At 41.3% G+C, this 13,999-nt stretch carries 12 protein-coding genes and 2 pseudogenes; 1 reads left to right on the forward strand and 13 read right to left on the reverse strand.

The genetic code is table 11. The annotated features are described in order from the left end of the window. Positions 1–28: 28 nt before the first annotated feature. From HSISS3_RS06710 to parE, 5 genes and pseudogenes are all read right to left on the reverse strand, one after another. Positions 29–259: a DUF2969 domain-containing protein gene (locus HSISS3_RS06710; protein WP_002889065.1), complete on the reverse strand. Its 231-nt coding sequence runs from the start codon at positions 257–259 to the stop codon at positions 29–31. A gap of 117 nt (positions 260–376) precedes the next feature. Continuing rightward, positions 377–1,411, reverse strand: a pseudogene (locus HSISS3_RS06715) (branched-chain amino acid aminotransferase); the annotation flags it as partial. Between the two features lie 144 nt (positions 1,412–1,555). Beyond that, positions 1,556–4,012 carry a DNA topoisomerase IV subunit A gene (gene parC / locus HSISS3_RS06720; protein WP_021152162.1) on the reverse strand — a complete coding sequence of 819 codons (2,457 nt, stop codon included), beginning with the start codon at positions 4,010–4,012 and terminating at the stop codon, positions 1,556–1,558. Between the two features lie 628 nt (positions 4,013–4,640). Then, positions 4,641–5,183 (reverse strand): hypothetical protein, encoded by a 543-nt coding sequence (locus HSISS3_RS06725; RefSeq protein ID WP_021152163.1) that lies wholly within the window; start codon positions 5,181–5,183, stop codon positions 4,641–4,643. A gap of 155 nt (positions 5,184–5,338) precedes the next feature. Then, positions 5,339–7,287 (reverse strand): annotated as a pseudogene (gene parE, locus HSISS3_RS06730) (DNA topoisomerase IV subunit B). Between the two features lie 137 nt (positions 7,288–7,424). Here parE and plsY point away from each other — a divergent pair. Continuing rightward, complete coding sequence (gene plsY / locus HSISS3_RS06735; protein ID WP_021145792.1) at positions 7,425–8,066, forward strand: glycerol-3-phosphate 1-O-acyltransferase PlsY; 642 nt, start codon at positions 7,425–7,427, stop codon at positions 8,064–8,066. A 121-nt stretch (positions 8,067–8,187) separates the two neighbouring features. On the opposite strand, the gene HSISS3_RS06740 is transcribed toward plsY, so the two are convergent. From HSISS3_RS06740 to HSISS3_RS06775, 8 genes are all read right to left on the reverse strand, one after another. After that, complete coding sequence (locus HSISS3_RS06740; RefSeq protein ID WP_021152166.1) at positions 8,188–8,538, reverse strand: helix-hairpin-helix domain-containing protein; 351 nt, start codon at positions 8,536–8,538, stop codon at positions 8,188–8,190. Between the two features lie 73 nt (positions 8,539–8,611). Then, positions 8,612–8,866 carry a DUF1912 family protein gene (locus HSISS3_RS06745; protein WP_002889075.1) on the reverse strand — a complete coding sequence of 85 codons (255 nt, stop codon included), beginning with the start codon at positions 8,864–8,866 and terminating at the stop codon, positions 8,612–8,614. 111 nt (positions 8,867–8,977) lie between these two features. Next, positions 8,978–9,928 carry a homocysteine S-methyltransferase gene (gene mmuM / locus HSISS3_RS06750; RefSeq protein ID WP_021152167.1) on the reverse strand — a complete coding sequence of 317 codons (951 nt, stop codon included), beginning with the start codon at positions 9,926–9,928 and terminating at the stop codon, positions 8,978–8,980. An 11-nt stretch (positions 9,929–9,939) separates the two neighbouring features. Further along, positions 9,940–11,316, reverse strand: coding sequence for an amino acid permease (locus HSISS3_RS06755; RefSeq protein WP_021145795.1), 1,377 nt, complete (start codon positions 11,314–11,316; stop codon positions 9,940–9,942). A 125-nt stretch (positions 11,317–11,441) separates the two neighbouring features. Beyond that, complete coding sequence (gene yihA / locus HSISS3_RS06760) at positions 11,442–12,041, reverse strand: ribosome biogenesis GTP-binding protein YihA/YsxC (RefSeq protein ID WP_021152168.1); 600 nt, start codon at positions 12,039–12,041, stop codon at positions 11,442–11,444. A gap of 10 nt (positions 12,042–12,051) precedes the next feature. Next, positions 12,052–13,278: an ATP-dependent Clp protease ATP-binding subunit ClpX gene (gene clpX / locus HSISS3_RS06765; protein WP_008534073.1), complete on the reverse strand. Its 1,227-nt coding sequence runs from the start codon at positions 13,276–13,278 to the stop codon at positions 12,052–12,054. A 17-nt stretch (positions 13,279–13,295) separates the two neighbouring features. After that, positions 13,296–13,466 carry a hypothetical protein gene (locus HSISS3_RS11715; protein ID WP_008534072.1) on the reverse strand — a complete coding sequence of 57 codons (171 nt, stop codon included), beginning with the start codon at positions 13,464–13,466 and terminating at the stop codon, positions 13,296–13,298. Positions 13,467–13,470: 4 nt separating this feature from the next. After that, positions 13,471–13,974, reverse strand: coding sequence for a dihydrofolate reductase (locus tag HSISS3_RS06775; RefSeq protein ID WP_021152169.1), 504 nt, complete (start codon positions 13,972–13,974; stop codon positions 13,471–13,473). Between the last annotated feature and the right edge of the window lie 25 nt (positions 13,975–13,999).

A 13,999-nucleotide genomic window follows, 5' to 3' on the forward strand; every position in this document is an offset into this window, starting at 1 on the left:
TGACCAAAGCAAGCCTTTACTTTGGATTTTAATGATTAAGATTATAGGCTTCAATAATGGCAGCTACTGCTTGATCCATTTTCTTGTGGAAGCCTGCGACGTTTTCTTTATCGACAACGGCAAATTTACCATCAATTTCTACAATTTGGCCGATAACTTTTTTACCAACAACAAGCTCAAACCCTTCAATAATTGCCTTGTTAACAGTTACTTTGGCATCTTTAACTTGAATTTCAATTTTTTTGTCTTTTTTGCTCATAGATTTACACTTGAGACTTGGCTCAAGTCATCCTTTCTTAATGTATCTCTTTAATTTTACCGAAAAGAAAAAAGCTTGCAAGAGCAAGCCTTAAAATAAGCGTTAATTTCTTATGATTTAGTCAACTTTGAAAATCCATCCTTCTGGCGCTTCAACATCACCAAATTGAATACCAGTCAACTCATCATAAAGTTTATGTGTAACAGGTCCTACTTCTGTTTCTGAATAGAAGACATGGAAGTCGTCACCGTGTTGTACACCACCAATTGGTGAGATAACAGCAGCTGTACCACAGGCACCAGCTTCAACAAATTTGTCCAACTCAGCAATCTTAACATCACCTTGAATAGCTTTCATGCCAAAGCGTTTTTCGGCCAAATAAAGCAAAGAGAATTTCGTAATTGATGGCAAGATAGATGGGCTAAGTGGAGTGATGAACTCGTTATCAGCTGTAATACCGAAGAAGTTTGCAGAACCAACCTCTTCAATTTTAGTGTGAGTTGCAGGATCAAGATAGATAACATCTGAGAATTTACGGTCATGTGCAATCTTACCTGGCAACATACTTGCTGCATAGTTACCACCAACTTTAGCAGCACCCGTACCATGTGGAGCAGCACGGTCGTATTCGTCTTGAATAAGGAAGTTTGTTGGAGCCAAACCACCTTTGAAATAGTTCCCTACTGGCATGGCAAAAATAGTAAAGACGTATTCATCAGCAGGGTGAACACCAATAATATCTCCTACCCCAATCAAAAGTGGGCGAAGATAGAGTGTTGCGCCTGTTCCATATGGTGGAACATATTCTTCATTGGCACGGACTACTTGTTTACAAGCATCTACGAATTTGTCAACGGGAACCTGTGGCATCAAAAGACGATCGGCTGTACGTTGCAAACGTTTGGCATTTTCATCTGGACGAAACAATTGAACTGAACCATCTTTGGTACGGTAAGCCTTGAGTCCTTCGAAAGCTTCTTGACCATAGTGAAGAGCTGGGGATGCTTCTGAGATGTGCAAAGTCGCATCCTCAGTCAAATGACCTTCATCCCATTTTCCGTCTTTGTAATGTGAAATATAACGGAATGGAAGTTTATGGTAATTAAATCCTAAATTTTCCCAGTCTAAATCAACTGTCATGTGTATGTCCTCTTTTCTGTTACTATGTGCTTTATAGTATAGTCCTTTTCATTGAAAATTTCAAGTTTATGTTGCAAAATTCTGACAATTCTTTTTGGGAGGATTGAACGATAAAAAAACTCTGTTCTCAAATAAGAGAACAAAGCTTTCTTATCTTTATTTTTCAATAATCTTGGCAGCGAAGACTTCCTTGTCTGCTAGTCCTTCAATGAAACTTCCATTGCTAGTACGCTCTGAAAGATTAAGAAGGGCCAAATCAACTTCTGCTGTTTCACCAGTCGTAGCTGTGACAAGCAAGGTCTGAGGGGCCTCTTCCGCTGGTGTTGCTAGAAGATCTATCTCACCACCAGAATTTTCTGTAAAGACTGGACCAGCCGTAAAGACACGGTGCGGTTTAGTCTTAAGCTCACGAAGAACTTGGAGACCTCGACCAGCTCGCTTAGCCTGTGGAATATCTGCTGTAGCTACCCTTTTGAGACTAGCTCTTTGTGTAAGAAGATAGAAACTTTGGGTATTTGCCACAAAAACGGCCTGAACGGTATCATCATCCTTAAGGTTGATTGCCTTAACACCTGCTGCCTTGGCACCAACAACTGGTACCTCGTCAGCATTGAAACGAAGGGCATAGCCTTTTTGCGTGATAATCATGACATCATCCAATTGAATTGGGGTGACTGTGACAATACAATCACTAGCATCCTTGAGTTTAGCATATTTAACCGACTTAGACTTGTAGGTACGCCATGGAGTAAATTCCTTGCGTTCGAAACGTTTAATCTGACCAAGTTTAGTGGCTGCTAGGTAAGTACCAGCTTCAAAATCATCCAGAATTTCAGCATAAAGCACTTCTTCATCCTTAGATAAATTAGTGATGGTTTGTGACAAATGTTCTCCCAAATCCTTCCAACGAATATCTGGCAACTCATGAATTGGACGATAAATCACATTGGCCTGATTGGTAAAAATCAAGAGATGTTGTGTCGTCTTAGCCTGCTGAACCAGAATCAAGTCATCATCATCACGTTTTCCAACTTCTTCAATCGTTGAAGCATTGAAAGAACGTGGGCTTGTACGTTTGACATAACCACCACGAGTGATGCTGACATAGGTTTCTTCTTCAACAATCAAACTTGCGGTATCAATTTCAATGGTCTTAGTTTCTGCTTGCAACTCTGAACGACGGTCATTTCCAAATTTCTTCTTAATGTCACGGAGCTCACGCTTCATGACATTAAACATGGTGCGCTCGTCACCGATGATGGCAGCCAAGGTCGCAATTTGTTCACGTAAATCGGCTTCCTCATTTTGGAGAGTGACAATATCTGTATTGGTCAAACGATAGAGTTGCAAGGTCACGATAGCTTCAGCTTGTTCTTCTGAAAAATCATAGCTGACCTTAAGATTTTCCTTGGCATCAGCCTTATTTTCAGAAGCTCGGATAAGGGCAATAACCTCATCCAAAATAGAGATGACACGGATGAGTCCTTCCACAATATGAAGACGTTTTTCAGCCTTATCCTTGTCAAATTTTGAACGAGCAACGATAATATCGCGACGGTGGGCAATGTAGCTAGACAAAATCTTTTGCAAGCCCACCTGACGTGGGGTAAAATTGTCGATGGCCACCATGTTGAAATTATAGTTGACCTGAAGATCCGTATATTTCAACAGGTAGTTAAGAATGGTTTGGCTGTCAGCATCCTTCTTAAGTTCAATAGCAATACGCAGACCAGTACGGTCAGACTCGTCACGAACTTCCGCAATGCCTGGAACCTTGTTATTGACTCGAACATCATCGATTTTTTTAACCAAGACAGCCTTATTGACATCGTAAGGAATCTCAGTAACGATGATTTGTTCCTTGCCACCTTTGAGTTGTTCGATTTCAGTACGTGAACGCACAACTACACGGCCCTTACCGGTTTCGTAGGCCTTGCGAATCTCGTCTTTACCCTGGATGATAGCCCCTGTAGGAAAATCTGGGCCAGGCAAGAATTCCATCAATTTATCCAGTTTAGCAGATGGGTGATCAATCATGTAGACAACAGCATCAATGACCTCTGACAGATTATGCGGTGGAATGTCTGTGGCATAACCAGCAGAAATCCCTGTAGCCCCATTAACCAAGAGGTTTGGAAAGGCGGCGGGTAAAACGGTTGGTTCCTTCTCTGTATCATCAAAATTCCAAGCCCATGGGACTGTGTTTTTATCGATATCTTGAAGAAGGTAGCCCGCAATCTCTGACAAGCGTGCCTCTGTATAACGCATGGCCGCTGGTGGATCACCGTCCATAGAACCGTTGTTACCGTGCATCTCAACCAAGATTTCACGATTCTTCCAATCCTGAGACATACGAACCATGGCATCATAAATGGAACTGTCACCATGGGGGTGGAAATTACCCATAATGTTACCCACAGACTTGGCAGATTTACGATAGCCCTTGTCATACGTATTGCCATCCTTATTCATGGAATAAAGAATACGACGTTGAACGGGTTTCAGACCGTCACGAATATCAGGAAGCGCACGCTCCTGAATAATGTATTTGGAGTAGCGACCAAAACGCTCCCCCATGATGTCCTCAAGGGACATGTTTTGAATATTAGACATAAGATTTCTCTTTATTTTTTAGTTTAAGTAATGATTTGAAATAATATAAAAGACAAATAGTAGACCCCCTACTTCACTGCAACACCTCTAATTACAATGTTGTTCCTTGACTTTGTAACTGTAGAAGAATGGTTTTCACCTTCCTAGTTTCTATTTCACCAATCACAAATTGAACCACTGTACTTATCGCAATTAAAATGAAAAGTACACAAGATAGAGTCAATGAAGTAGAAAGTTCCCCAAAGAATAAGATAAAGTTTAAAAGTGTTAAACAAGTCATTATAGAGGCGTTGATTACGAGAACAGTAGCTAGCGGGATACGAAATAACCTATAATGATAGATACTTTTTAAAAGTGATGTGATACTACAAGCAACACTTAGGGGAGAAAAAACATAGATATAGTAGAAAGTCAATAACAACCCCGTGTAGGTCCTCTGTGAGAAGGGATTATCTATCAAAGATAGAAGGAAGGTTATCACTACTAGTATAGGCAAGATCAAAAAGTGTGTTTTTAGTGGTCTCTTTTTATAAACGCTTAAATAAGCTATTGCCCCTCCACATGCAGGAAACACCACTTGAGGATAGTAAAGTAAAAAACTTAATATCTTAGATAACATAGGTCTACCTCACACTGTCTTTTCCTGACTTAGCAATATAGTCTTTATTTTTTCATTTTCCTTTCCTCCTATTATAGTTTGAACAATACCAATTATCGCTAGGAGAAGAAAAATAAGGTACATAGATGAAGCAGGGAGAAATCCCAAAGACCCTTGTAAAAAGAGCAGGTTGAGGAAAGCCAGTAATGTGGCAAAGAAACTATTAATAACTAATAAGATTGAATATTTGGTTTGAAAGCGTATTAAATGTAGAAGACTTTTTATAAAAGCTATTAGCGAGAATGGCACATAAAACACTGAAAAGACCATCATATAGTAAAAAACAAATAATAAACCTGAGAATGTACTACCAAAATAAGAATAGAGGGGATTATCCACCACGAAGATTAGGAGGGAAACTATAGATAAGAGAAAAAGGATAAAAAAGCGTGTTTTTATAGGTCGTATGCCATAAAAAATTAAGTATATGGTAGAAACAATAACCATAAGAATAATAGCAGGAAAAGCTACATCTGCATGGTAAAGTAGGTAATCGATAACATTAAAATTCATTTTTCTACCTCCATTGATTTCTAGTCAATGACACTGCAAATAGTTAATAAACTATGTAGAAAATAATTAACTTATTTCTTTATAAACTCAGGTATCTATTGATAGTAAGCGCTCTCCCTAACTCTATCTTATAATTTTCCCTTCTGGCTTGCAACCTAAAATACGCCGCTTTCCTCAAGCGTAAATTTAACGTTATCTTCAATCCATTGACGGCGTGGTGCTGGTTTATCTCCCATAAGGACTGAGACACGACGTTCAGCACGCGCAAGGTCGTCAATCGTCACTCGGATAAGGGTTCTTGTCTCTGGATCCATGGTTGTTTCCCACAGTTGGTCAGCATTCATTTCACCAAGCCCCTTGTAACGTTGAAGAAGAGCGCCACGACCAAATTTTTGACGAAGTTCTTCAAGTTCGCCGTCCGTCCAAGCGTATTCGACAACTTCCTTCTTGCCTTTACCTTTGGACATCTTGTAAAGAGGAGGCAGAGCGATATAAACGTGTCCTGCTTCCACCAGTGGACGCATATAACGATAGAAGAAAGTAAGAAGCAAGGTTTGGATGTGAGCCCCATCGGTATCGGCATCGGTCATGATGATAATCTTGTCGTAGTTGATATCATCAAGGTTAAAATCAGCTCCAACTCCTGCACCGATAGTATAAATCATGGTATTGATTTCTTCGTTTTTGAGAATGTCTGCCATTTTGGCTTTCTCAGTGTTGAGGACCTTCCCTCGAAGAGGAAGAATGGCCTGAAATTTACGATCACGGCCTTGTTTGGCTGAACCGCCGGCAGAATCCCCTTCGACCAGATAAAGCTCATTTTTCTTAGCATTTTTAGACTGGGCTGGCGTCAATTTCCCTGACAAGAGTCCCTTGTCTTTTTTATTTTCTTGCCATTTCGACTAGCATCACGAGCTTTTCTGGCAGCTTCACGGGCATCACGGGCCTTGATAGCCTTACGCACCAAGTTCGAAGCCAAATCTCCATTTTCCATAAGGAAGTAGGTCAAATGCTCTGAAACGATGCTATCCACAATAGGACGAGCTAAAGGAGATCCCAATTTATCCTTGGTTTGTCCTTCAAACTGAAGGTGTTCTTCAGGAACCAAGAGCGAGATAACTGCTGACAAGCCCTCACGGTAATCTGACCCTTCAAGGTTCTTATCTTTTTCTTTGAGAAGGCCTGTCTTACGGGCATAATCGTTAAAGGCCTTGGTAATCGCAGATTTAAAGCCTGTCTCGTGAGTACCGCCATCCTTAGTACGGACATTATTGACAAAGGAAAGGATATTATCAGAGTAACCGTCATTGTACTGAAGGGCTACTTCTAGGCGAAATTCCTGCTGGTCTCCATCAATATAGATGACTGGTGTCAGCGTTTCCTTGTCCTCATTCAAGTAAGTTACAAAGTCTTGAACCCCATTTTCATAGTGGAATTCTTCACGAACTTCTTCTTCGCCACGCAAGTCTGTCAATGTCATAGTGACATTCTTAAGAAGGAAGGCCGATTCTTTGAGACGTTCTGAAATGGTGTTAAATTTGAAGTCAGTCGTTGAAAAGATACTAGCATCAGGCATAAAGGTAACTTTTGTACCTGTCTTAGATTTAGGTGCCTTGCCGATTTTTTCAAGTCCTGTTACAGGGTGACCCCCATTTTCAAAACGCTGACGATAGACGCTACCATCACGGGTAATCTCTACCTCAAGCCAGCTAGACAGTGCATTAACAACTGAGGAACCCACACCGTGAAGACCTCCAGAAGTCTTATAACCACCTTGTCCAAATTTACCACCTGCGTGGAGGACGGTGAAAATAACTTCGACTGTTGGTTTACCCATGGCATGCATCCCTGTCGGCATCCCACGTCCAGAGTCAGAAACAGAAACGGAACCATCCTTATTTAGGGTGACAGCGATGACATCACCAAAGCCTGAGAGAGCTTCGTCGACGGCATTATCGACAATCTCCCAAACCAGGTGATGAAGACCTGTCCCATCCGTTGAGCCAATGTACATTCCTGGGCGCTTGCGAACCGCATCTAACCCTTCCAGTACCTGAATGGCATCATCATTATAATTATTTACATTTATTTCTTTTTTAGCCAAGAGTGACCTCCAAAATTTTCATCCTTATTATTTTATAGGTTTTCAGAAGAATTTGCAAAGGAAATCAGGAAAGCTGTTAGCTTATCTTAAATCTGACCAACTTTGTCAATTACTAAGCTGTATGCTATAATTATCTCATGAAAATCTTATTATTAATTCTTATCGCCTACCTGCTGGGTTCCATTCAGACTGGTCTCTGGATTGGAAAAGTTTTCTTTCATACGAATCTTCGGGAGCACGGATCTGGAAATACTGGAACAACTAATACCTTCCGTGTTCTTGGTAAGACGGCTGGCACAATCACTTTCTTAGTGGACATGCTTAAGGGGACTTTGGCAGTGCTCCTACCGGTTTGGTTGGGTGTCACAGCTGTATCTCCTCTAATCATTGGTTTCTTTGCCATCATTGGACATGTTTTCCCAATCTTCGCTAGTTTTAAGGGTGGAAAGGCAGTTGCAACAAGTGCTGGGGTGCTTCTTGGTTTTGCCCCCCTCTACTGCGTCTTCCTGCTCTTGGTCTTTGCTTTAACGCTCTATCTAACCAGCATGATTTCATTTTCAAGTGTCACTGCTGCAGTTGTAGGGCTGATTACCTTGGCTACTTTCCCGGCTATCCATTTTTTACTAGATGGGTATGATCCAATCTTTAGTGCTGTTCTTATCATCATGGCTTTAGTGATTACTTTCCGTCACACGGAGAATATGGCCCGTATTCGCAAGCATCAAGAAAACTTGGTCCCTTTTGGACTTAATTTAACCAAACAAAATCCAAAGAAATAAATAATTCAGATCTATCAACCACTAGCAAAAAGCTAGTGGTTTTCTGTTCTGACAATCACCAAAATAGCTAATAAGGCAAACAATAAAGATCCGAAGTTTTCACCTCGGATCTTTTTAAGGATTAGGCTTTAAAGCTGACACCATTTTCTTTCAATTTTTTAACAGTTGCAGGTCCTACACCTTTAAGGGCTAGGACTTCTTCTTCAGTCACACCTGCAAAGGCTGCTGCTGACGTCAAACCTTCATTGTAAAGAGTCTCTACAAGGTTTGAACGAAGGCCTTCCACTTCTGGAAGTTCTGAAAAGGCTTCAAGACTAAGGTCTTTAGCGACCACTTCCTCTTTAGCAACTGGCTGCGTTTCAGCAACCGCTTGTGGGGCTACTGGTGGAACAGGGGCTTTCAGATTATTGAAAAGTCCTTGTTTTTTCAAACGGTGTTTAAAAGCCTTCTTTTTATTTTTTACTTTTGCCATGTGTTTTTTCTCCCATTTTGAAAGACGACTTCTTCCTATAGAAGGTCGTCGCTCATTTCTTTATCATTTTCTATTAATAGTGACGTTCCCCGAACAAGCCTTCTGGCATATCATGGAAACCTTTACCGGCACGATAATTGGTAAACTTACCAATTAGGAAATTGTAGGCATCTAATTTAGCTTCATAACGGAAACTTGCGTCACGGGCACGTTCATCACCATCTTCTTCCCAAATTTTCTTACTAGCGGCTAAGGCCTTTTCGTTTACTTTAACTTGGGTAACAACCCATGCTTCAAAGTCTTTTAGAAATTCTTGTTCGTAGGTCATATTTTCCTCTTCATTTTAAAAACCAGCTTAACGCTGGATTTATTTTTACAGATAGTATGTAGGCCGTTTGGCCTTACAATCACATATTATAACAAATAATTAGAAATTTGACTAGGTTCTAAATTCTTGATATAAGGCCTTGATGTCATTTGGACGTGTACGACAGCACCCCCCTAAAATCTGAACCCCAAAATGAGCATGCCAATCTTTACTATGTTCGAGCAGGGTGAGGGCATCCTTGTCTTTAGGTTTCCAAGTTTGACTGTCACCATCATAAACTTCACCCGAATTAGGGTAAGTAATAAGGGCCTTGTCTGCCTTCTTGAGAACAGGTAGAGCTTGTTCATAAAGAATCGGCGAACTGCAATTGATTCCCACTGCCAAGATTTGATCAGAATGAGAAATAAGCTTGGCAATTTCATCTAGAGAAGTCCCATCGCTGATGGCATCTGGAACTTGAATGGTAAAACTGATATAAGCTTCTACCTCAGGAAATTCTTCAGCCAAAAGCTCAACCAAGGCTTGTGCTTCCAGATGATTAGGAATGGTTTCCAAAGCCAACAAATCGACACCCTGATCTAGGAGAACATGAATTCGAGGGCGATGAAAATCCTTAAGTGTTTCAACGGTAACCTGACCATAATCTCCAGTATACTCAGAACCATTGGCCAAATAGGCTGCGTAAGGACCAACATCTCCAGAAATCAAAGGATAGGGGCGTTTGGCTTTCTCAGTCTCATCCAAGGTTGCCCATATCTTATCTCGTGCAGCCTTTGCCAACTGGACCGTTAGGGCAATAACCTGCTCCGCTTCTCTTTCAGTAAGCCCTGCCTCCATCAAGCCCGGTAAGGTCGCTTGATAAGATGATGTGGTAATCAAGTCAGCCCCAGCAGCTATATAGGTTTCGTGAATTTCTTGAATAACTTCTGGCTTTTCAAGAAGGTACTTGGCTGACCAGAGCTTGCCTGAAATATCATAACCCAAGCTCTCCATCTCTGTTCCTAGTGCACCATGAAGAATGAGGGGGGATTTATTTTCCAAATAATCTTTAAATATAGCCATAAAAGACCTCCTTACCATTTTTTAAAGCGAAGGTAGTGATAAAGGTAACAGAAAATCATGAAGGGAATACCAAAGTAGAGCCCCGCACGTTGTGAACTATCCCAAGCAATCCCAAGCACAGAAATAGCCAATAGAACGATTGTGATATAAGGAAGGACAGGATTAAACGGTGTTTTATAGTCCAGTTCGTCTTCAGAATGTTCTAGCTTCCACTGTTTACGGAAATTAAGCTGTGCCATAGGAATAGAAAGCCAAACAACTACAACTGCAAAACCAGCGATTGATACCAAAGCTAGATAAACCGTATCTGCAGCATAGATACTTGAAAAGAGTGATAAAACTGCTCCGGCCATGGAAATCAAAAGAGCTGTCATTGGAACACCATGCTTATTAATTTTCACTAGCTTTTTATTGAGCATTCCCTCATTGGCCAAAGACCAAAGCATACGGCTTGAAGCGTAGAGTCCCGAATTCCCAGCAGAAAGAATAGCTGTCAGGATAACAAAGTTCATGATGTCTGCCGCAAATGGAATCCCCATCTTGTCAAAAACATCAACGAAAGGGGCTGAGGATACCCCTGCTTCTTTCATGGGAAGAAGCGAAGCCAAGACCACAATGGTCAAAACAAAGAAGATAACCAAGCGTCCAATGGTCGTTTTAATAGCACGTGGAACAGCCTCTTTAGGATTATCTGTCTCACCAGCTGCAATACCGATTAACTCTGTTCCCGAAAAGGCATAATTAACCGCCAACATGACTGACACAATGGCAAGACCACCATTTGGAAAGAGACCATTAGCCGTCAAATGCTTAAACATAATAGCCTCATGGTGACCATCAAAACTCACCAAACCAAACATTGCTCCAAGACCGAGAATGATGAAGACCAAGATAGCAATGACTTTTATTGACGAGAAGAAGGATTCCGCTTCCGCAAAAGACCTCACGCTCAAAGCATTAATCCCAAAAATCACTAAGGCAAAGAAGGCTGCAAAAATCCAAGCCGGAACTGATGGAAACCAACGTTGCATCAACATAGCAGCACCCAAAAATTCTGTTCCCAAGGCAACCGTCCAACAAATCCAATAAAGCCAGGCTACTGTAAAGCCGGTTCCCGGACTAATAAACTTAGTAGCATAGGTGTGGAAGGACCCCGTCACTGGCATAGCTACTGCTAACTCCCCCAATGAAAGCATGACCAAGTAAACAACGATAGCTCCCACAAGATAAGATAGGATAGCACCGAGGGGACCCGCTTGTGCAATCGTATAGCCTGAGCTCAAGAAGAGACCAGTACCAATGACACCACCCAACGATAGCATAAAGAGGTGGCGTGAAGTCATCTTTCGTTGGAACTGACCTTCATTTTCATAATTATGGTTTTCCATAAATTCCTCCAAAAATGTAATAAAACAAGCTTATCACAATATTACCCCCTTGGATAATAGGTGGAAACTATCAAAGAGATAGACACAAACTATCACAAAAAAACTCGGATTTCTCCGAGCTCTTCTTACAATTCTGACAAAATCGTATCCCATGCTTCATCATAACCGTCACGTGTGACAGATGAAAAGACGATGAAATGGTCATTTTTATCGAAATTAAGTTTTTTCTTTATGACGGATTCGTGCTTGTTCCATTTTCCACGAGGAATCTTGTCGGCCTTAGTCGCTACGACAATAACTGGAATTTCATAATACTTGAGAAATTCATACATTTGGATATCGTCCTGGGTTGGTTCATGTCGAAGGTCAACCAAGCTAACAACCACACGAAGATTGTCTCGAGTCACGAGATACTCCTCAATCATTTTCCCCCATTTGGCACGTTCTTTTTTGGAAACACGGGCATAACCGTAGCCTGGAACATCCACAAAGCGTAACTTGTCGTCAATATTGTAGAAATTGAGCAATTGTGTTTTTCCAGGTTTTCCAGAAATACGGGCTAGGTTTTTACGACCAAGAAGTGTGTTGATAAAGCTTGATTTACCAACATTTGAACGTCCTGCAAGGGCAACTTCAGGCAGGTCATCTTGCGGGTAATGGCTCTTATTTGCTGCACTGAGCAGAATCTCAGCATTATGGGTATTTAGGACTTGTTCTTCAGCCATACATCCCCCTTTACACCGTTTCCATAATAGGTGAAGCAGTGCCATCAACAGCTTCTTTGGTGATGCGAACCTTTGTGACATCTTCCTGACTCGGAATTTCAAACATGACATCCATCATGACTTCTTCAATGATAGAGCGAAGTCCACGAGCACCTGTCTTACGTTCGATTGCCTTGCTTGCAATAGCCCCAAGCGCCTCCTGATCAAACTCAAGTTCAACACCATCATAAGACAAGAGAGTTTGATACTGTTTAACTAAGGCATTTCTTGGCTCTGTCAAGATACGAACCAAGTCATCAACCGTTAACTGTTCAAGGGCAGCGAGGACTGGCAAACGTCCGATAAACTCAGGGATAAGGCCGAATTTTTGGATATCTTCAGCGACGATTTCTTGCATATAGGATGAATCATCATCAATTGCCTTATTATTTTGACCAAAACCAATGATTTTCTCGCCCAGACGTTGCTTAACGATATCTTCGATACCATCAAAAGCACCACCCACGATGAAGAGAATATTCTTCGTATCGATTTGAATCATCTCTTGGTTAGGGTGTTTACGACCACCTTGAGGGGGAACACTGGCCACTGTTCCTTCAATAATTTTCAAGAGGGCTTGTTGAACCCCTTCACCTGAAACGTCACGAGTGATGGAAACATTCTCACCTTTTTTGGCAATTTTATCAATCTCATCAACATAGATGATACCACGTTCCGCACGTTCAATATTGAAATCTGCGGCTTGAATGAGTTTGAGGAGGATATTTTCCACATCCTCACCCACATAACCTGCCTCTGTCAATGAAGTGGCATCAGCAATTGCAAAAGGTACATTCAAACTACGAGCCAAAGTCTGAGCTAAGAAAGTCTTCCCTGAACCTGTTGGTCCAATCATAAGAATATTTGATTTTTGCAGTTCCACTTCGTTGTCTTCACGACTTTCGGTGAAGTTGATACGTTTATAGTGGTTGTAAACAGCTACTGCCAAGGCACGTTTAGCACGATCTTGCCCTACGACATAGTTGTTCAAAATATCCAAAAGTTCTTTTGGCTTTGGTGTTTCAGCCAAGTCAGCCAAAACTTCCTCTGCCATTTCTTCACGAATAATTTCTTGTGACAAAGCCACACATTCATTACAGATGAAAACGCCATTGCCGGCGATAATTTTCTTTACTTCTTCTTGGTTTTTGCCGCAAAACGAACAATAAACCATTTCTTCATTACGATTTCCAGCCATTTATTCCTCACTCTTTTCTAAAATAGGGTGCCATAGAAGGCGTGAATAGTATTGACAAGGTTAGTAAAAGCATTTAATAAGAGAAAAACTGCTAAACCATAACGTTTCTTACGAAAGGCAGGGATGGCGGACAATACACATAGTACTCCCAATAATGCAGTAAATAATCCAAAAACACTACGTTGCATGAACCTAGTCTCCTTCTTTTTCATAGCGACTTACGCTAAAATCATAGGCATTTTTATCATCCTTAACCACTAGATGTCGTGATACCTCATTAAATGCCGTCATATCTAGTTGTGGAAAATACGTGTCTCCCTCTAAATCAGCCTCGATAGTTGTCTTAACGAGTGCATCATAGTGACCATCAAAAGCCTTGTAGACACCAGCACCGCCAGCAATATAGAGGTCCTTATCTTGCTGTTCAAACCAAGCTAGAGCTTCCTCAACACTAGTCACCACTCTCACACCCTCACAGCTAAAGTCCTTGTCTCGTGTCAAAATCAAGGTTTCACGTCCTGGTAGACAACGGCGATTCATGCCATCAAAGGTCACACGCCCCATAAGAATAGCTGAACCCATGGTTGTTTTTTTGAAATGTGCCAGTTCAGCAGGCAAGTGCCAAGGCATGGTGTGATTCTTCCCAATAACATGGTTATGAGCTTCCGCCCAAATAGCAATGAGTTGTTTAGACACAGTATTTCCTTTTCTTTTTACGTTT

The sequence above is a fragment of the Streptococcus sp. HSISS3 genome, from assembly GCF_000448605.1.
GTDB classification, from domain to species: Bacteria; Bacillota; Bacilli; order Lactobacillales; family Streptococcaceae; genus Streptococcus; species Streptococcus raffinosi.

Bases quoted from the DNA above. Each gene is read 5' to 3' on its own strand.
- HSISS3_RS06710 (WP_002889065.1), bottom strand. From the start codon at position 259: ATGAGCAAAAAAGACAAAAAAATTGAAATTCAAGTTAAAGATGCCAAA.
- parC (WP_021152162.1), bottom strand. From the start codon at position 4,012: ATGTCTAATATTCAAAACATGTCCCTTGAGGACATCATGGGGGAGCGT.
- HSISS3_RS06725 (WP_021152163.1), bottom strand. From the start codon at position 5,183: ATGAATTTTAATGTTATCGATTACCTACTTTACCATGCAGATGTAGCT.
- plsY (WP_021145792.1), top strand. From the start codon at position 7,425: ATGAAAATCTTATTATTAATTCTTATCGCCTACCTGCTGGGTTCCATT.
- HSISS3_RS06740 (WP_021152166.1), bottom strand. From the start codon at position 8,538: ATGGCAAAAGTAAAAAATAAAAAGAAGGCTTTTAAACACCGTTTGAAA.
- HSISS3_RS06745 (WP_002889075.1), bottom strand. From the start codon at position 8,866: ATGACCTACGAACAAGAATTTCTAAAAGACTTTGAAGCATGGGTTGTT.
- mmuM (WP_021152167.1), bottom strand. From the start codon at position 9,928: ATGGCTATATTTAAAGATTATTTGGAAAATAAATCCCCCCTCATTCTT.
- HSISS3_RS06755 (WP_021145795.1), bottom strand. From the start codon at position 11,316: ATGGAAAACCATAATTATGAAAATGAAGGTCAGTTCCAACGAAAGATG.
- yihA (WP_021152168.1), bottom strand. From the start codon at position 12,041: ATGGCTGAAGAACAAGTCCTAAATACCCATAATGCTGAGATTCTGCTC.
- clpX (WP_008534073.1), bottom strand. From the start codon at position 13,278: ATGGCTGGAAATCGTAATGAAGAAATGGTTTATTGTTCGTTTTGCGGC.
- HSISS3_RS11715 (WP_008534072.1), bottom strand. From the start codon at position 13,466: ATGCAACGTAGTGTTTTTGGATTATTTACTGCATTATTGGGAGTACTA.